General features: G+C 67.0%; 13 protein-coding genes and 1 tRNA gene. 6 read left to right on the top strand and 8 right to left on the bottom strand.

Translation table 11 applies throughout. The features are described from left to right. The first annotated feature begins 158 nt into the window (after nt 1-158). Nucleotides 159-245 (top strand) — tRNA-Leu (locus ASE49_RS04025). Nucleotides 246-312: 67 nt separating this feature from the next. Here ASE49_RS04025 and ASE49_RS04020 read toward each other — a convergent pair. Genes ASE49_RS04020 through ASE49_RS04000 form a run of 5 tightly spaced genes read right to left on the bottom strand, consistent with a single transcriptional unit; the run spans nt 313 to nt 7431 of the window. Then, nucleotides 313-873 carry a DUF4337 domain-containing protein gene (locus ASE49_RS04020; protein ID WP_056768835.1) on the bottom strand — a complete coding sequence of 187 codons (561 nt, stop codon included), beginning with the start codon at nt 871-873 and terminating at the stop codon, nt 313-315. A 40-nt stretch (nt 874-913) separates the two neighbouring features. Beyond that, entirely contained in the window at nt 914-1549 is a 636-nt protein-coding gene (locus ASE49_RS04015) for a hypothetical protein (RefSeq protein ID WP_056768834.1), read from the bottom strand. A 1-nt stretch (nt 1550) separates the two neighbouring features. Beyond that, nucleotides 1551-2984, bottom strand: coding sequence for an efflux transporter outer membrane subunit (locus tag ASE49_RS04010; protein WP_156370097.1), 1434 nt, complete (start codon nt 2982-2984; stop codon nt 1551-1553). Beyond that, on the bottom strand, nt 2981-6172 hold the full coding sequence (locus ASE49_RS04005) for an efflux RND transporter permease subunit (RefSeq protein WP_056768833.1): 3192 nt from the start codon (nt 6170-6172) through the stop codon (nt 2981-2983). The genes ASE49_RS04010 and ASE49_RS04005 overlap by 4 nt, the downstream gene beginning before the upstream one ends. Then, complete coding sequence (locus tag ASE49_RS04000; protein WP_056768832.1) at nt 6169-7431, bottom strand: efflux RND transporter periplasmic adaptor subunit; 1263 nt, start codon at nt 7429-7431, stop codon at nt 6169-6171. Before ASE49_RS04000 ends, ASE49_RS04005 begins: the two co-directional genes overlap by 4 nt. Before the next feature lie 114 nt (nt 7432-7545). Here ASE49_RS04000 and ASE49_RS03995 point away from each other — a divergent pair, with 114 nt between their 5' ends. From ASE49_RS03995 to ASE49_RS03985, 3 genes are all read left to right on the top strand, one after another. Further along, nucleotides 7546-8220: a response regulator gene (locus tag ASE49_RS03995; protein ID WP_056768831.1), complete on the top strand. Its 675-nt coding sequence runs from the start codon at nt 7546-7548 to the stop codon at nt 8218-8220. A gap of 8 nt (nt 8221-8228) precedes the next feature. Beyond that, nucleotides 8229-9533 (top strand): sensor histidine kinase, encoded by a 1305-nt coding sequence (locus ASE49_RS03990; RefSeq protein WP_056768877.1) that lies wholly within the window; start codon nt 8229-8231, stop codon nt 9531-9533. Nucleotides 9534-9608: 75 nt separating this feature from the next. After that, nucleotides 9609-10313 (top strand): LssY C-terminal domain-containing protein, encoded by a 705-nt coding sequence (locus ASE49_RS03985; RefSeq protein WP_056768830.1) that lies wholly within the window; start codon nt 9609-9611, stop codon nt 10311-10313. A gap of 7 nt (nt 10314-10320) precedes the next feature. Here the strand turns inward: ASE49_RS03985 and ASE49_RS03980 are convergent, their stop codons facing one another. The 3 genes from ASE49_RS03980 to ASE49_RS03970 are packed head-to-tail and all read right to left on the bottom strand — an operon-like array spanning nt 10321 to nt 16157. Further along, nucleotides 10321-11748: an efflux transporter outer membrane subunit gene (locus tag ASE49_RS03980; RefSeq protein WP_056768829.1), complete on the bottom strand. Its 1428-nt coding sequence runs from the start codon at nt 11746-11748 to the stop codon at nt 10321-10323. Next, nucleotides 11741-12964 carry an efflux RND transporter periplasmic adaptor subunit gene (locus ASE49_RS03975; RefSeq protein ID WP_056768828.1) on the bottom strand — a complete coding sequence of 408 codons (1224 nt, stop codon included), beginning with the start codon at nt 12962-12964 and terminating at the stop codon, nt 11741-11743. Before ASE49_RS03975 ends, ASE49_RS03980 begins: the two co-directional genes overlap by 8 nt. Further along, nucleotides 12957-16157, bottom strand: a complete 3201-nt coding sequence (locus ASE49_RS03970) for an efflux RND transporter permease subunit (RefSeq protein ID WP_056768827.1) — start codon at nt 16155-16157, stop codon at nt 12957-12959. The genes ASE49_RS03975 and ASE49_RS03970 overlap by 8 nt, the downstream gene beginning before the upstream one ends. Before the next feature lie 236 nt (nt 16158-16393). Here ASE49_RS03970 and ASE49_RS03965 point away from each other — a divergent pair, with 236 nt between their 5' ends. Beyond that, nucleotides 16394-17284 carry a LysR substrate-binding domain-containing protein gene (locus tag ASE49_RS03965; protein ID WP_056768826.1) on the top strand — a complete coding sequence of 297 codons (891 nt, stop codon included), beginning with the start codon at nt 16394-16396 and terminating at the stop codon, nt 17282-17284. A 93-nt stretch (nt 17285-17377) separates the two neighbouring features. Continuing rightward, entirely contained in the window at nt 17378-19036 is a 1659-nt protein-coding gene (locus ASE49_RS18515; RefSeq protein ID WP_056768825.1) for a hypothetical protein, read from the top strand. Nucleotides 19037-19106 lie beyond the last annotated feature (70 nt).

Here is a 19106-nt window from a genome sequence, read left to right as displayed (position 1 = left end):
GTGTTTGTGCAAGGGCAGCGGCGCATGTCAAAGCACGCCGCTGCCCTAAAAGCGGGACGTACGAAATAAACTGCCCCAACGCGCTTGCAGGGCTCCAAACCCTTTGCTAATGGCCCGCTCCTGCCAAGGGGCGGATGCAGATCCAGCCCGTTGAATGTGCGGCCGTGGCGGAATTGGTAGACGCGCAACGTTGAGGTCGTTGTGGGCGAAAGCCCGTGGAAGTTCGAGTCTTCTCGGCCGCACCAGGCAGTTTCGAAAAGCATTGATTTTCGCCTTCGGGCACCTGCAACAAGCGGCGTGCCCGCTGACGCCTCAAAACCAGGCGATGACGCTCAGCACGATGGCCACCAGCGCCGATCCGGCGGCGCCCCACAGCAGCCAGCGCCGCTGCGTGAGCGCGGTTATGGAGGCGAGCGCGATCGCGACCTGGATGAACGTCATGGCGATGGCAAGCTTGGTATGGGGCTGCAGGGCGTGCTGCGATTCCGCGTCGGCTTCCTGCGACTTGCGATCGTATTCCTCTGCCGTGGCGCGCAGTGTCCTCGCTCGGCTGGCGTATTTCTTCGCGTCCATCCCGGCACGGACCTTGGCGGACTGCCCGTCGGCGGACAGCGTCTCGGCCAGATGGCGCTTGATGTCTTCGGCCTGATAATACGACCACGAATCCGAAGCGCGCGCCTTCATCAGCACCGCCTCGTTCTTGTAATATAGCGCGTCGTTCTGGGTGTGGCCGCCCAGGAAGCTGACGATGGCCCCGAGCGTTGCCAGCACGGCGGAGAACAGGGCAATCTTCTGGCTCAGCGGCTCGTGATGGGCGCGCTCCTCCATGGCGTCTTCGTGGGCGCCGCGGATCTCGAAATCTTCTTCCGGCACTGGTGGTTCCCTACTGTAGCGACGCCTCGAAATCCCGCGATCAGTCGTGGACCCAGATGCGCCCCTGCGCGAGATCGAAAATCACGCGGGTGTGTTTGAAAGCGTAAAGCCCGACCACGGCTTGCGGCTCCCGCGTAACGGCAACATCGCGCAGATCCACGCCCCCGACTTTGACGGGCTCACCCGGCACGGCATCCGGCGCGGCGATCCCCACGGCGCGCGACAGGTCGAGCCGGGCGAGGGTTGCGGGCCGGCTGGCAAAGGCGATGGCGACCGTCAGGCTGCCGCCCGGGCCGCGTTGCATCGTGAGCGCATGCGATCGTGCCTTGAAGCTCGCGGCTTCGTCGGGGGACAGCGGGCGCACGTCATGGTGCGCGAAGTCGATTTCGATGGGCTGGGTGTTCAGCACGTCCTGCCCAATGCGCACGTCGGCTCCGGAACCGACATCGGGTTCCACCGCAGCGATCGCTGCCGCAAAGGTTTCGGCGCGCAGGTGAATGTCCACCTTACGGCGGGGGGCGGCAATCCGGGCCGCGAGTGCCTGCGTCATCGCCGATGTGGGGGCGCCGGGTACGATGGCGACGTGCGCCGCCTTGTCCTCGACCCGCCCGTGCAGCAGGAGCGCCGCACCCAGCAGCACGAACTTGCCCGTCGTCGCCCCGATCGCGCCGCCCATGTCAGTGGTTCCAGACGCCGCCGCCGGCGGCCTGGAACATGGCCACGGTGTCGCTGAGCCGCGCGGCGCGGGCCTGGATCAGCTGGCCGCGTGCCTGCGCATCCGCAGCGGCGGCATTGAGCAGTGCCAGCGAGCCCACATCGCCAAGTTCCAGCTGGCGGCGCACGAACACGAGTGCCCGGCCGGAGGCGTCGCTGGCGCGGCTGGCGGCATCCAGCGCATCGGCATCGGCATGCAGCCCGCTCAGCGCATCGGACACATCACCGAACGCCTGCAGCACGGCGGCGCGGTATTGCGCCTTGGCGCCGTCCAGCGCCGCCTGAGCCGCGTGCTGCTGGTGCAGCAGCGTGCCGGCGTGGAAAATCGGCTGGGTGATGCCGCCGATCAGCGCCCAGAACGGATTTCCGTCCTTGAACATGTCCGCAAAGTTTTGCGCGGTGCCGCCCGCATTCGCGCTCAACTGGATGCTGGGCAGCCGCGCGGCGATGGCGACGCCCAGATCGGCGCCTGCCCCCTCCAGCTGCGCCTGCGCTGCGCGCACGTCGGGCCGTCGGGCCACCAGTTCGGAGGGCAGCAGCAGCGGCAGGTCGTGGGGCAGGGACAGTTGTGTGAAGGCGGGCAGCGGCGGCAATTCCGATCCGGCCGCACGGCCCAGCAGGGTGCCGATCAGCACGCGCTGGTGCGCTTCTGCCCGTACCAGTGGCGGCAGCGCGCCTTCCGCGGTCGCCAGCGCGGTTTGCTGGGTGGCGACGTCAGACGCGCCGATCGCACCCAGCTGCTGGCGGCGCAGCTGATCGCGCAGGATGTCGCGGTTGACCGTGATGCTGGCCTGCGCCGCCGCGATCTGATCGGCGAGCGCCGCGCGCTGGATCACCGCCAGCACCAGATTGGCGACGACGGTGGTGCGCGCCGCATCGAGCCGGTCTTGCGCGGCCTGCGCAGCCGCGCGCGCCGAACGGGTCTTGGCGCGGGCACCGCCGAACAGGTCGGGCGCGTACGCCACCATCACTTGCGCGGTGTGCAGGGTGTACAGGTACTGGTTCTGGTCCGCGATCTGCGGGCTGAGAGCGTTGGACACCCGGGTGCGCTGCGCCTGATAGCTGGCGTCCAATTGCGGCAGCGCCGCGCCCGCCGTGGCGCTGGCCTGCTCGCGCGCCTGCCGCAGCGATGCGTCGGCAACCGCGATGTCAGTGGCGTGCGCCAGTGCCTCTGCCACCAGCGCATCCAGCTGCGGCGAGCCGAAAGCGCGCCACCAGTCCGCCGGAGCCGGAATGTCGCGCGTTGCCTGAGCCGTGCCCGACACGGGTGCGAAAGTTTGCGGCGACGCGGGCGGCGGCAACGCGGCGTGCGCATCGAGATCGCGGGGGCCGGGGGTGCAGGCGGCAAGCCCAGCAGGCGCGAACAGGCAGAGGGCGCGCAGCATACGGCGGTTCATGCGACGACCTCCCCATGATCGGGATTATGGGGCGGATTATGGCCCACGTCGCGGCCATGGGCACCGCGATCGTCGGGCGGCACGCGGCGGGAGAAGCGGTCGATCAGCACCGGCAGCACCAGCAGGATCAGGATCGGCGCCAGCGTCATCCCGCCCACCACCACCAGCGCGAGCGGCTTTTGCACCTGGCTGCCGATGCCGTTGGACAGTGAGGCGGGCAGCAGGCCGATAGCGGCGACCAGGCACGTCATCACCACCGGGCGCAGGCTGTGGCGCACCGTGGTCGCCAGCGCGTCCTTGCGCGCGAGCCCTTCGTCTATGGCGTTGTTGTAGGTCGTCACCACCAGGATGCCGTCCATCACCGCGATGCCGAACAGCGCCACGAAACCGATGGCCGAGGAGATACTGAACGCCGTGCCGGTCAGCGCCAATGCCAGCACGCCGCCGATGATCGCCATCGGGATTGCGGAGAACGCCAGCAGACTGTCGCGGATCGAGCCGAAGTTCGCGTACAGCAGCAGCAGGATCATCAGCAGGCTGATCGGCACGACGATTTCCAGCCGCGCGACGGCGTTGTTCAGGTTGTCCAACTCGCCCGCCCATTCGAGGTGATAGCCGGAGGGCAGGTGCACCGTGCGCCCGATGCGCGCGCGCGCTTCTTCCACCGCGCTGCCAAGATCGCGTCCACGCACCGAGAACTTGATCGGAATGTAGCGTTCCTGATGCTCGCGGTAAATGAACGATGCGCCAGAGGTCAGCTTGACATCGGCCACTTCGGACAACGGCACCTGGATCGTACCGCTGCCATTGGGCGCAGGCGCACCCACGGTGATGCGGCGGATCGCGTCCACGGTATCGCGCTGTTCGGGGCGCAGGCGCACGACGATGGGGAAGTGCCGGTCGGTGCCTTTTTCGTAGAGGTCGGCGGTGGACTGGCCGCCGATCGCGGCGGCGACCGTGGCGTTGATATCGTCCGGCGTCAGGCCGTAGCGCGAGGCGCGCGCGCGATCGACGTCGATCCGCACGGTGGGCTGGCCAAGCGACTGGAATACGCCCAGATCCTCGATCCCGCGCACCTTGGCCATCTGGTCCTTGATCTGGTCGGCATACTTTTCCAGCGTTGGCAAGTCCGGCCCGAAGAGCTTGATCGAGTTGGCGCCCTTCACGCCCGATGCGGCCTCCTCCACGTTGTCCTCGATGTATTGCGAGAACGAGAAATCGACGCCGGGGTATTTCGCCTGCAGCTTCTTCGACAGCTCGGCGGTGAGCGTTTCCTTGGTGACGCCCGACGGCCAGGTGTCGAAGGGTTTCAGCGGCACGAAGAACTCGGCGTTGAAGAAGCCGGTCGAATCGGTGCCGTCATCCGGGCGGCCATGGGCGGACAGCACCGATTCCACTTCCGGATAGCTGGCGATCATGCGGCGCACGCCGTTGACCACGGGCTGGCCCGCTTCCAGGCTGATGGAGGCGGGCAGGGAGGCGCGGATATACAGGTTGCCTTCCTCCAGGTGCGGCAGGAATTCGATGCCCAGCGATCGCACGCCGATCACCGCCGCGCCCATCAGCAGCAGCGCGCCGCCGATGGTCAGCAACCGGTTGGCCAGCGCGAACGCGGCGGCGGGCTCGTACCAGCTGCGCAGGCGCGCAACGACGCGGGTTTCCACTTCGGATAACTTGTCCGGCAGCAGCATTGCCGCCAGTACCGGAGCGACCGTGAACGTCGCGATCAGGCCGCCGCTGATGGCGTAGGCGTATGTCTTGGCCATGGGTCCGAAGATGTGGCCTTCCACGCCCGTAAGCGTGAACAGCGGCAGGAAGCTGGCGATGATGATGGCGGCGGCGAAGAAGATGCCGCGGCTCACCTCGTGGCTGGCCCCCAGCACGGCGGAGAACCGGCTGGCCAGCGTATAGTGCCCGCGCCCGCTTTCCACGTGGGCGGACCGGTCCACCATGTGGCGGAAGATGTTCTCCACCATGATGACGCTGGCATCCACCACCAGCCCGAAATCCAGCGCGCCGACCGATAGCAGGTTGGCGCTTTCCCCCTGCAGCACCAGGATCAGGATCGCGAAGGCGAGGGCAAAGGGGATGGTGGCGGCCACGATGATGGCGCTGCGCAAATTGCCCAGGAACAGCCACTGCAGCGCGAAGATGAGCAGGATGCCCACCACCATGTTTTCCAACACGGTGTGGATCGTCAGGTGGATCAGGTCGGAACGGTCGTAGATGCGATCAAGGTGAACGCCGGGCGGCAGGATGCCCGATGCGTTGATGTCGGCCACTTCCTTCTGCACCGCCTGGATCGTGGGCATCGACTGCGCACCGCGCTGCATCAGCACGATGCCCTGCACGATGTCATCCTGGTCGTTATAGCCCGCGATACCCAGGCGCGGCGCATTGCCGATCTGCACGCGGGCCACGTCCTTGAGCAGGACCGGCTGGCCGCCGGCGGTGCCTACCAGCACGTTCTCGATGCCTGAGACCGACTGGATCAGCCCTACGCCCCGAACGATCGCGGCCTGCGCGCCGAAGTTGATCGTCTGCCCGCCCACGTTGCCGTCGCTCTTGCTCAGTGCGGTCAGCACTTGCGCCACGGTGACGCCGTGCGCGGCCAGCCGGTCGTTATCCAGCACCACATCGTAGGCGCGCAGCTTGCCGCCCCAGCCGGTCACGTCGATCACGCCGGGAATGCGCTTGAAGCGGCGCTGCAGCACCCAGTCCTGCAGCGTCTTGAGGTCCATCACCGAATAGCCGGCAGGCGCGCTGATCTTGTAGCGATAGATCTCGCCCACCGGGCTGGTGGGGGACAACGAGGGCTGCGCGCCCCCCGCCAGTGGCGGCAACTGCGACAGGCGGTTGATGACCTGCTGCTTGGCGTCCTCGTTGGTCAGGTCGTAGCTGAACTGAATCTTGATGTCTGACAGACCGAACAACGAGATAGCGCGGATCGCGGTCAGGTGCGGAATGCCGGCCATGCCCACTTCGATGGGGATGGTAACGTTGCGCTCCATCTCCTCGGCGGACAGCCCCTGCGTTTGCGTGATGATCTCGACCATCGGGGGTACGGGATCGGGATAAGCCTCGATGTTGAGGTTCCAGAAGCCGATCCCGCCCGCGACCAGCATGGCCACGAACACGCCGACGATCAGCAGCCGCTGGCGCAGCGCGAACTCGACGATGCGGTTCATTCGCCGATGCCCGCCTCGTTGACGAACAGCGCGCCGGCGGTAACGATGCGCTCACCGGGGCGAAGCCCGGACACCACCACCACCTGGCCGTCCTGCTCGTCGCCGGCAACGATCGCGCGTGCCTGCAGCAAGCCGTCGCCGCGCACCACCCACACCCGCGCGCTGTCGCCTTCGTGGATGACTGCGGCGGCAGGCACCCGCAGGGCTGCGCCGCGCTGCGGGCGCTGGATGGAAAAGCTGGCGAACATCTCCGGCTTCAGCGCGCCATCGGGGTTGGCGATGGTTGCGCGCACCGGCAGGCGGTGGGACTGCGGATCGAGCGCGGCGCCGACCAGGTTGATGGTGGCGTGGAACGAGCGACCGGGGAGCGCAGGCGTCGTAACTGTCACCGCATCGCCGACGTGGACGGCAGTGGCGTCGCTTTCGGCCAGCTGGGCCACCAGCCACACCTGTGAGGGGTCGGTGATGGTCATTACCGGCTTGTCGCCGCCTTGCGAAACGTACTGTCCGGGGGACACGTCACGCGCGGCGATCAGCCCGGCGATCGGGGCATGCAGCGTCGTCTGGTCGTGGATGCCGGACACTTCGCCCACGCCTTCAAGCGCGCCGATCTCACGCGGTGACTTGCCCAGGATCGCCAGCTTGTCCCGTGCGGCACCAAGCGCGGCGGCAGCAGTGCGGGCGGCGGCCTGCGCGGCGGCAAGGTCGGCCTGCGCCTGCTGGTAGTCCTTCTGCGCGCCGCCTGCGGTCTGGTAGATCAGCCGCTGGCGCTCTGCGGTGCGCCGCGCCGTCGCCAGCTGCGCCTGCGCGTTCTGATAGGCGGCGCGGGCCGAGAACAGGCCGTTGCGCGCGTCCACGAAGTCGCTCGTCTTCACCAGCAGCAGTGGCTGGCCGGCGCGCACGTATTGTCCGGCATCGGCCAGCACCCGCACGACTTGTCCGGCATACGGCATCAGCACCGGGGTGCTGCGATCGCCGTCCACCGAAATCGCGCCGCTGGCCAGCGTGCGCTGGTCCGACAGACCATAGCCGACGCGCATGATTTTGAGCCCCGCCATCTGCTCTGCGGTGGGGCGGAAGGTGCCCGGTGGTGTGGGCGCGGGCGGGGCTGGCTCGTGGTGCGTCAACCGGGCGATCAGTATCCACAGCAGCATGATGCCTATCGCCGCCGCCGCGATGATGACAAGCCAGCGCATCTGCACGCTGCGGGGCAGATCGCGCGTTTGCGGCAGCGATGGAGTGGAGTGCGATGCGTGCATGATGAGCCCGTGGTTCCGGTTTGGCTGGCACCCCTAGGCGGGCTCGCTTACAACCGGCTTACAACGAGCCGGCCGGATGATCGGCGGGCCTGCGGGGATTCGAACACACGCCCGATGCGTATATTGCTTGTTGAAGACGAAGATGCCGTCGCCACGCCGCTGGTCGATGCCCTTACCCGGCGTGGCCTGGCGGTGGATCGCGCCCGCGATGCGGGTGAGGCGCAAGACTATCTGGCGGCGATGGATTACGCTGCGGTGGTGCTGGACCTTGGCCTGCCGGACGAGGACGGTATCGACCTGTTGCAGCGAATGCGCGCGCAGGGAGATAGCCGCCCGGTGCTGGTGCTGAGCGCGCGCGGCGCGGTGGACGCGCGCATTCTGGGGCTGAATGGCGGGGCGGACGAATACATGGTCAAACCGTTCGACGTCGATGAACTCTACGCGCGCCTGCAGGCAGTCCTGCGCCGCCGCGACGGTCATGTCGGCAGGGCGCTGCGATGCGGGGCGCTGGAGTTTCTGGCCGATGCGCGCACCGCCTATGTCGACGGGCGGCCACTGACGCTGTCCGCGCGGGAAACCGAGCTGCTTGAACTGCTGCTGCGGCGCGCGGGCAAAGTGGTGCCCAAGCGCGTGGCCGAAGACCAGCTATTCGGGCTGGGCGGCGATCTGGGCTCGAACGCCATCGAGGTTTACGTCCACCGCCTGCGCAAGCGGCTGGAGGACGGCGCGTCCGGTGCGCGGATCGAAACGGTGCGCGGCGTCGGCTACATGATTGTCCCCGCGCCGTGAAGCTGGCCATGCCGCGCTCCCTGCTGGGCCAGGTCATCGCCCTGCATGTGGTGGTGGCGCTGATCGCCGGTGGGGTGCTGTTCTGGAGCGCATCGGCCCTGCTTCACCAGACCAGCGGGCATTTCCAGCGCGATCTTCTGCGCCGGCAGGCGGCGCTTTCGATCGCCAGTATGAATGCCGGCAACCGGGCCACGCGCGATACCGTGCTGTCCAGTGGCATGGCGGTAAGCGTGATCGGCCCGGACCGGCGCGTGCAACGGTCCGAAGGGCCTTCCCGCCCGGATATCCTGTCCGCCGCCATTCTTAACACCACCCCGCATTTCTTCCGGCGCGGCGCGGTGGGGGCGTACAGCGCACCAGCGGGGCGCGGGTGGGTGGTGGTCTCGCAGGACGATGCCGATCCGGCGGTGGTAACCGATGACATCGTGCGCGCGTTCCTGCTACGCTTCGCGCTGATCTGCCTGCCGCTGGCGGCGCTGGCCCCGCTGGTGGTGCTGCTGCTGGTGCGCAGGTTGACGCTGCGTATGCGGGCAGTGTCCGCCATCGCCGCCACCATCGGACCCCGCGCGCTGGAGGTGCGCCTGCCGCGCGGACACTTGCCGCTGGAGGCAGAGCCGCTGGCCGAAGCCACCAACGCCGCGCTGGACCGGCTGGCCCATGCGCTGCACGTCCAGTCCGCGTTCGCAGCCGACGTTGCCCATGAACTGCGCACCCCGCTGGCAGTGATTCGCCTGCTCGCGGACGCTCTGGGCGATCCGGGGGTGCGCGGTCCCATCCTCGCCGCCGTCGATCGTGCGGCGCGGGTGATTGCTCAGCTGCTGGTCTTGGCGGACCTTGAAAAGCCGCTCGAATCGCAGGGCGTCGCGTTCGATCTGGCTGACCTGGCCGAAGCCGTGGTTACCGACCGGGCGCCGGCGATCCTGGCATCAGGCCGCACCATCGCGCTGGAGCGCGGGGATGGCGATGTCCAGGTGCGCGGCTACCCCGATGCGCTGCGGCTGGCGCTGGAAAACCTGGTCGATAATGCAGGCCGCCACACAGCTCCCGGCACTGCTATTGTGGTGCGGGCAGGGCCCAAAGGGCGCCTCAGTGTCAGTGACGATGGCGACCCGGTTCCCGAGGCCACCCTTGCCAAGTTGACGCACCGCTTGTGGCGCGATGCCGGGCCAGAAGTGGAAGGCTCGGGCATCGGCCTGTCCATCGTCGAGCGGGTGGTGAACGCGCACGCCGGTACGCTTGGCATCCAGCGCGGCGGTGATGGGCGGGGCTTGACGTTCACGATGGCGCTGCCGGTATCGCGTGACGGGGACTGAGCAGGCGATGGCCCACGGTTCACCAGGGCTTCAGGCCAATGCGGTGATGCGGGCGGTGGCGGGAGGCGTGTGTTCATGAAAAGACTGAAGGCCTGGCACTGGTATTCGATCGCCGCGCTCGTTCTCGTCGGCGCGCCGCTGCTGTGGTTTGCGATGGCCTATGGCGGCTTGCCCCGCTTATGGAGCCACCACGAACATCGCAAGCCGGGCGGGCGCGGGCAAATGGTCTCGTTCACGGCGCAAGGTATTCCCGGCGATCCAATCAATCTGCACGTCACCGGGCGGCAGGACCAACTGGTCTGCGCCTTCACGCGCGCGGGCTGGTCCGTGGCCGATCCGGTGAACCTTCGATCCGCCTTGCGCATAGGCACCAGCGTGGTGTTCCGGCGTGCCTACCCGCAGGCGCCGGTCAGTCCGCTCTATGTGCAGGACCAGATCCAGACCCTGGCGTTCGAGAAAGACGAAGGCAAATCGGCGGACAAGCGCCATCATGTGCGGTTCTGGCGCATCGGCGCCGACGACTGGCTGGGCGCGGCGACGTTCGATCGCGGCGTGGGGGTAAGCCTGTTCACGTTGCAGATCACCCACCACATCGGGCCGGACGTCGATGCCGAACGCGATCAGGCGGGGCGTATTCTGGAACAGGCCGGCGCACGGCGGACGAGCGCGCAAAGTTCGCGTATCGCGCCGGGCATGTGGCACCGCAACGGCGGCGGCGACCGGTACCGGACCGACGGCGCGATCGGCGTCTACACGCTGGCCGGCGCGAACTGCCGATAGCGACAGGTCAGGTGGGGCCGCCCACCGGCCCGCCCATGGCCTTTACCAGCGCGATGCTGGCGCGCATCCGGTCGGTCTGCGCCGAGATGAGATTGCGCTGCGCGGTCAGCGCATCCGTCTGCGCGGTCACCACTTCCAGGTAATCGGACGCACCATCGCGGTAGCGAGCCATCGCGATGTCCCGCGTGCGCTGCGCGGCTTGCGCGGCGGCCTGCTGCGATGCGGTTTCGTCAGCCAGATGATGAATCGCCGCGATCGCATCTTCCACCTGCCGGAACGCGGTGAGCACGGTGTCGCGATAGTTCGCCGCCGCCTCATCATACTGCGCGCGCGATATGCGCACTTGTGCGTTGCGGCGCCCGCCGTCGAACAGCGTCAGCACTGAGGCGAGCGGGCCGAGCGACCAGAAACTGCTGGGCGCGCTCAGGAACGCCGGACCCGTCGTATTCCATCCTCCGCTCGCGCCAAGCGACAGAGAGGGGAAGAACGCTGCCTTCGCCACCCCGATCCGGGCATTGGCGGCAAAGATCCGCCGCTCGGCCGCCGCAATGTCGGGCCGGCGCTGGAGCAGCTCGGACGGGCTGCCGACCGGCACCGCAGGGGGGGTGAGATCGGGCGTTGCCGCAGCCAGCGCAAAGTTGGACGCCAGCGCGCCGGTCAGCGCGGCCAGCTCGTGCTCGGTCGCGGCGCGCTGGTTGGCGTTCGCGGCGATCAGGGCGCGGGCATTTTCCAGCGTTGTGCGGGCACGATTGGTGTCGATGCCCGAGGCGATGCCGCCGTTATGCCGCTTCTCCGTCAGGTCGTAAGCGCGCGCGAATGCGTCCACGGACCCGGCCAGCAGCGTGGCTTCGGCATCAAGCCCGCGCAGCCGGAAATAGGCATCAGCCAAGGAGGCCTGCAGGCTCAGCCGCGCGGACGCCAGATCGGCTCGGCTGGCATCTGCCGCCGCTTCGTTGGCCTTCACCTCGTTGCGCACCCGGCCCCACAGGTCGAGCTCGTAACTGATTGATCCACCGGCGATGTAATCGTTGTATTCACCGGCCTGGCCGGTGCTGTTGGGGCGATACTTCGAAACCCGGTTGCGCGATGCGTTGCCGTTGATGCCTACCGTGGGATACAGATCGGCAGCGGCTTCACGCGCCGTAGCGCGCGCTTCATCGTAGCGGGCCAGCGCGGCGGCCAGGGTGGGGCTGGCAGCGTTAGCGCGCGTTTCCAGATCGTTGAGCACCGGATCGCCGTAGACCGTCCACCATGCACCCCGGTCAACGCCGTCGGCCGGCATGGCCTGCGACCATCCGGCAACTTCCTTGAACTGCGCCGGTGCGGCGGTCTGTGGCGGATGATAGGCAGGCGCCATCGAACAGCCGGCGATGGCAAGCGCCATCAGCGCCGCGCCCGAGCGGACGGCGGCGCGCGTGGCGACGCCCTTAGCCATTGGGCTTGGCCTGCGTGTCGGCCCCAGCCTTTTCAGGGGCGGCGATCTGCACCTTGTCGCCGGTCTGGATGGAGTCAGGCGGGCTGTCGATCACCTTTTCGCCGGGGCTCACGCCTACCGAAACGAGCACTGTCTTGCCTTCGTCGCGGGCGATCTTGATCGGCTTGACTGTCGCCCGGCCATCCTTGCCGACCACGGCCACGCTGGGCCCGCTCGCCCCGTAAAGCACCGTGCTGCCCGGCAGACGCATACCGCCGCCAAGACCATCGATGGTGAAGCGTACGTGGGCGTAGGCGCCGGGCTTGAGCGCATCGCCCGGATTGTCCGCCTGCAGTTCGACCAGCATCGCGCCAGATTTCTGGTCCACCGCGCCGGAGCTTCGCACCAGCTGCGCAGGAAACTCCCGGCCCGGAAACTCGGGGACCGAAAGCTGTGCCGTCATCCCGGGATGCACCTGCGCGGAATACGACTGCGGCACCTGGACATAGATGCGCATGCGGTGCACGTCCGATACGGTGAACAGCGGCTGCGCGGACGCATTTCCTGCCACCACCAGCGCGCCTATCTGTGCCGACCGGCTGGTGACCACCCCGTTGAACGGTGCCGCAAGCCGCGTGAAGCCCTGCGTTGCGCGCAACTGACGCACGTTGGCAAGCGATGCGTTGGCGACTGCTGTCTTCGCGGCGAGATCGCCCGATTTTTCGTCCGCCTCTTGCTGCGAAACCGCATCCTGCTTGAGCAGCGACTGCCAGCGCCGCGCGGTGGTGGCCGCCAGCCGCTGGTTCGCCACCGCAGTGACGTATTCCGCCTGCGCGCGGGCCAGTTGCTGGTCCACGTCCGGCGCATCAAGAATGGCAAGGGTCTGCCCGGCGCGGACCCGATCGCCGATATCGGCCTTCCAGGCCCGCACGTACCCGTTCGTTCGGGCGTTGATTTCGGCACTGTTGAACGCCTGGATGGTTCCGGGCAGCACAAGATCGCTGCCGCTGGTGTTCTTTTGCGCGGTCACCACCGCGACGTTGGGCACCGCCGCATCCTGGGACACCGCCTCCAGCTGATTGGTGGCGTGCATCCGCGAGGTGATCCCGAACGCGACCACCACCAGCGCGACGATGGCAACGCCGATACCCACGCGCTTGAGGGTGCGCGGATGCGGGCCGGAGGCGTCACTGTGGACGGTCTGTTCGGATGCGGGCGTGAAGTCGGTATCAGACATGGCTGGGCTGCAATCCCGCATGAGGGTGGGCTTCGGCAGCATCGCTGCGGCGGCGACGGTGGACGAAGCTGAAAACGGTGGGAACGAAGAACAGCGTGGCAATGGTGGCGCACATCAGCCCGCCGATCACGGCCCGGCCCAGCGGGGCGTTCTGCTCGCCCCCATCGCCAAGGCCCAGCGCCATCGGGGCCATGCCGATGATCATCGCCAGCGCGGTCATCAGCACGGGGCGGAAGCGGACGAGGCCGGCCTGGATCGCCGCTTCGCGCGAATCGCCCAGTTCATCGAGCTTTTCGCGGGCGAAGCTGACGACCAGGATCGAGTTGGCGGTGGCCACGCCCATGCACATGATCGCGCCGGTCAGCGCCGGGACCGAAAGGGTGGTGCCAGTGGTAAACAGCATCCACACGATGCCTGCCAGCGCGGCGGGCAGGGCGGTGATGATCACGAACGGGTCCACCCAGCTCTGGAAGTTCACCACGATCAGCAGATAGATCAGGAAGATCGCGCCCACCAGGCCCCAGCCCAGCCCTGAAAACGCGGTGTTCATCGTCTCGTACTGGCCGCGCATCGTCACCTTGGTGCCTTTGGGCAGGTCCTTCTCCAGCGACTTGATCGCCTGGTTGATGTCTCCTGCAACCGCACCAAGATCGCGGCCCTGAGTGGTGCCGTAGATGTCGATCACCGGCTGGATGTTGTAGTGCGACACGATCGGCGTGGTGTTCGACCGCTGCAGCGACGCCAGCGCGCCCAGGGGCTGCGATGGCGCGCCGGTGGTGCCCGATACCGGGACGTTGGTCAGCCGGTCTATCGAGCCCACCTGATATTCCGGCGCCTGCGCCACCACCGCGTAGGACACGTTGTTGTCCGGGTTCACGAAATAGACCGGTGCGGTCTGCGCGGTGCCGGCCAGCGAACTGGCGAGGCTGTTGGTCACGTCTTTTTCGGACAAGCCATATTGCCCGATGCGTGAGCGATCCACGTTGACCTCAAGCTGCGGGGCGTGTGCGGGCTGCTGTATACGTACGTCGGCCAATCCCGGCACGTTGCCCAGCTTGGCCATCAGCCTATGGGCATAGGCGCGCGATGCCGCCGGGTCCTTGCCCGAGATCTGCACGTCGATCGGCGCGGGCGAGCCGAAGTTCAGGATCTGGCTGGTGATGTCGGCGGGAAGGAACGCGAACGTTATGCCAGGAAACTGCTTGGGCAGTTCCGCGCGCAGCCGATCGACGTAGCCTTGGGTGGGCGCGTGGCCTTCCTTCAACGTGACCAGCATGTCCCCGTCCTGCGGTCCGATCGTGCCGGTGTTGGAATAGACCGTGTTGATCGAGGACACCGGCAGGCCGATATTGTCGGTCATCGCGGACAATTCCTCCGCCGGGATGATGCGGCGCACCGCGGCTGTGACCCGTTCGAAGCCTGCCGCGCTCGATTCGATGCGGGTGCCCACCGGCAGGCGCACGTGCATGGCGATCTGGCCAGAATCGATCGAGGGGAAGAAGTTGCTGCCCAGGAACGGCAACAGCCCGAAGGAAATTACCACGACCGCCAGAAAGCCGATCATGAACGGCTTGCGGCTATCGAGCGCGCGCTTCAGCAGCCCGATGTAGCCCCCCCGGATCTTTTCGAAGCGGGCCTCGAACCCGTGCTGAAAGCGTACCAGCGGATTGCGCGGCGGCGCGCTGTCATCATGAGCGTCAGGCCGGTGCACGTGCGGCTTGAGCAGGTACATCGCCATGGTCGGCACCAATGTGCGTGACAGGATGAACGAGGCGATCATCGCGAAGATCACCGACAGCGCCATCGGCACGAACAGAAACCCGGCCACGCCCGGCAGGAAGAACATCGGCACGAACACGATGCAGATGCACAGCAGCGATACGAACGCCGGGGTGACGATTTGCGCCGCGCCATCAAGGATGGACTGGATCACGTCCTTGCCCTGTTCGAGGTGCCAGTTGATATTCTCGATGGTGACCGTGGCATCATCGACGAGGATGCCCACGGCCAGCGCCAGCCCGCCCAGCGTCATCACGTTCAGCGTCTGCCCGAACATCGCCAAAGCGCCGATCGCCGCCAGCACCGCCAGCGGGATCGACAGCGCGATGATGACGGTGGAGCGCCACGAGCCGAGGAACAGCAGGATCATCAGGCTGGTGAGCGCCGCGGCGATCGCGCCTTCGCGCACCACGCCGTCCACCGCCGCCTTCACGAACAGCGACTGGTCGCCCACCTGCAGCACCTTGAGCGATGCGGGCAGGGTGGCCTGGATCGCGGGCAAGGCATCCTTCACGCCTTGCACGATCGCCAGCGTGGAAGCCGACCCGTTCTTCAGGATCGTCAGCAGCACCGAACGTGCGCCATCGACGTGCACCACGTTCTGTTGCTGGGCGCTGCCATCGCGCACGTAGGCCACGTCGCGCATGTAGATCGTGGCGCCATTGACGGTTTTGACCGGCAGGTCGTTCAACTTGTTGATCGAATCGGGCGCATTGTTCAGTCGCACGCTAAACTCGGTCGACCCCATGCGTACGAAGCCCGCCGGGTTGATCTGGTTCTGGTTGGCGATTGCGTTGGCCACGTCCTGTGCGGACAGGCCGCGTGCTTGTAGCGCCTGCGGATCGATGTCGATCTGCACCTGCCGCTGCTTGCCGCCCGAAGGATAGGGCATGGCCAAGCCTGGAATGGTGACCAGGCTGGGGCGAATCTGGTTTTGCCCAAGATCGAACAGCTGCTGCTCGCTAAGGCCCTTGCCGGACAGCGCAAGCTGCAGGATCGGGACCGTGGATGCCGAATAGTTAAGGATCAGCGGCGGCGTCGCGCCCGGCGGCATCTGCTTGAGGACGGTTTGCGAAACCGAGGTGACTTGCGCGGTTGCGGTGCGAATGTCGACATTAGGCTGGAAGTAGATCTTGACGATGCCCACGCCTTGGTAGGACTGACTTTCGATATGCCCCACATCGTTCACCGTCGTGGTCAGCACCCTCTCGAACGGGGTGATGATCCGGTTGGACATGTCTTCAGGGGGCAGTCCGGAATACTGCCACGCCACCGCGATGACCGGGATCTTGATGTCCGGGAAGATGTCCACTGGCGTGCGCAGCGCCGCCAGGATGCCGCCCAGCCCAATCAGAATGGCCATGACGATGAAAGTCAGGGGGCGGTGCAGGGCAACTTTGACGATATCGAGCATTCACGTCTCCGCGCGCCCGCACACCTGGATGGTGTGCGACGCAACGCAACCTGACATCCCGTTCCCGGCTCCCGCGTTTGGTGGGTCCAGCCCACCTGCTTCAGCCATGCGGCGTCAAGCGGTGAACACTGGTGTTGTTGCCCGGTTGCGGGTTCGTTGCCGGGCGATTGCGCTCTTGGCTATGTGGTGTCCAATATATAAATCGGCTCGATTGATATATTGCAGGACCTGATCGTATGGATCTTCGCCACTTGCGCTACTTTCTTTCCGTGGCTGAGGAGATGCACTTTGGCCGGGCGGCCCAGCGCTTGGGCATGTCGCAACCCCCGCTCAGCCAGCAGATCCGCGCCCTGGAACAGGAGCTGGGCGTGGTGCTGTTCGAACGTACCAGCCGCCGCGTCCGCCTGACTGAAGCGGGCACCCGGTTCGTGCCCGAGGCGCGCGCGACGCTGGATCAGGCGGACCGGGCCGCGCAGATCGCGCGGCTGGCCCATCGGGGCGAACTGGGCCTGCTGCAGCTGGGATTCTCTACGTCGGTGCCGTTCGTGCGTCCGGTGATGGACGCGCTGTCACGCTATCGCAGCCGCTTCCCGGAGGTCGAACTCAAGCTCGACGAATTGCCGCGCGATGCGCAGATCGAGCGGCTGGAGCGCGGCATGCTGGACATCGGCATCGCCCGCACGTTCGACACGCCCGACATCGGCCCGAACTTGATCGCCCGCTGCATCCGGCGCGATGGCATCGTCCTTGCGATGCGGCATGATCACCCCCTGGCTGCCTTGGACCGCAATCCGGTGCTGGCCGACCTGGAAGGCGAACCGCTGGTAATGTTCGGGGCGATCAACGGTGCCGGCTTCAACGAGCATGTGATCGCGCAGTGCGAACGGATCGGCTTTCGCCCCGACATCGCGCTGGAAGCCTCCAGCTTTGCGACGCTGCTGGGGCTTACCGCAGCGGGTTTCGGGCTGTCCATCCTTTCCGCCCCGATGGAACGGCTAGGCCTGGATACTTTGGCGTTCCGGCGCATGGACGTGCCGTTCACCAGCCAGCTGCTGCTGATCCACCGGCAAAATCCGTCACCCACCACGCGCGCATTTGCCGACATGATCGGCGCGGTTTGTGATTGAGGCGCGCGGGCCGATACGCCGGTGCATTGGTATAGGAGCGGAACCGGGAAAGGTAAGGCGATTTAGGGCCGGATATCTTCTGGAGCTCATGCCATGGCGGTACCCGGACATCGTTATCTGACCACTTCTGCGCTTGCCGGCGCATCTGCGCTCGTCCTCGCGCTTGGCGTTGCAGGTTGCAACAAGTCTGCGGACGGCGCCGCGAACGGAACCGTGTCCGCGCTGCCCGCACTGCCGGCCACATTGCCCATGACTACTGCCGCCGCCCAGCAATGCGCTTTGGCGCCCCCGGCCGCAGCGATCCCGGCCTCGCAGCCGATCCGCACCGTGCGCGTGCCGGAAAGACGCGCGGCCTATGCGTACGCGGACCAAGCCTCGTACTTCTCGCAATCGCTGGGCGATGCGCCGCCGGATTATGGCTTTGACTATGATGGCGTGGAGCCGTGGGCCTGGCAGGCGTACGACGGATCGCGCGTGTTCATGGAGCCGGTAAGCGACGGCTATCGCTACTACTATTACCGCACCGGCGCCGATCGCCCGTATTTCATCCGGGATCCGCAATACGGGTATGGCTACGATGGCGATCAGCTGGCGGTGATCTACGGCCCGGACGGGGGCATCATTCCTTATGACGACTACGGCCCGCGCCTGAACTACGCCTCGGCGTATTTGTGGCGCGCGCAGCGTCTGTACGACGCCTCGCGTGAGCGGCAGGCCATTGCCGCGGCGGACTGGGCGGCGCGCGAAAACGCGATCGTCGAGGGGCGCGAACGCTGGATGGAAAACCGCGACCGGCAGGCGGACTGGGCCGCGTATCACGCCCAGGAAGATGCGCAGCAAAGCCGGTACTGGGCACAGGAAGCGGCGCGCCGCGATGCCGATCAGCAGCGCTTTGCGCAGTGGCGCGATCAGGATTTCCGCACACCCCCGCCGCCCCGCGCGATCCCCGCGAGCTGGCAACAGGCAAGCTGGGCGCATGACAATGCCCACTACGCCCCGATCGCCGCAGCCGCCGTTGGTGGAGCAGCCTTGGCGGCGCTTGCCGTGCATCACCATCAGGCCATGGCAATGGAGCGCGAAGCCGCACGCCGGCAGACCTTTGCGGCCCCGCAGCCCTTGGTGGCGCAGCGATTTGCCGGTCCTGCGGGTGGACCTGCCGGGCCGGGCCGCGGGTTCGACCCAGCCGGGCGTGGCCCGATGGCAGGGCCACGCGGCGAACGCTTCGGCTCGCCAGTCGGCGCCACGCCAGCGGGCCCGGCCCGTTTCGGCGGATACCACGGTGCACCGGCTGCGGCGCTGATGGCCCAGCGGCAGCACCCGGGCCGTCCCGGCGGCGCGCCTGTCGGCCCCGCAGCGAACCGGCATCAGGCAAACTTCGCCCGCAGCGATCGGATCGCGGCGCAGGAAGCCCGCGCGGTTCGGGTGCATGAAGGCAACCGGCCCGCCTTTCGTGGTGAACCGAATGCGGCGCGATACGGCGCACCGCATAATCGACCCGCTGTCCACGTGACGGCAGGATACGCGGCCCCGCGCGGCCATGGTCAAGAAGCCTTCCGGGGTCCCGTCGAAGCACCCCGCATGGCACCCGCAGCCGCGCGTCATGGGTCAGAGCGTCCTAGCGGTGGCTACCCCGGCGGCGGTCGTCCCCAAGGCCATCCTGGCGGTGGACGCCCGCCTGCAGCCCGGCCTGTGGAAGGTCATCCCGGCGGCGGCCATTCCGGTGGCGGTCGACCGGGCGAGCACCACCATTAGGCGCACGGGCCAAAAGTTAACGTTCTTTGCGCGACGGTTACAAAATTGTAAGCGAGATGTGTCGAACTCT

Source organism: Novosphingobium sp. Leaf2, assembly GCF_001421325.1.
Taxonomy (GTDB): domain Bacteria; phylum Pseudomonadota; class Alphaproteobacteria; order Sphingomonadales; family Sphingomonadaceae; genus Novosphingobium.
The sequence above is the reverse complement of the archived record's forward strand: the minus strand, read 5'-3'. Positions and strand labels throughout refer to the sequence as shown.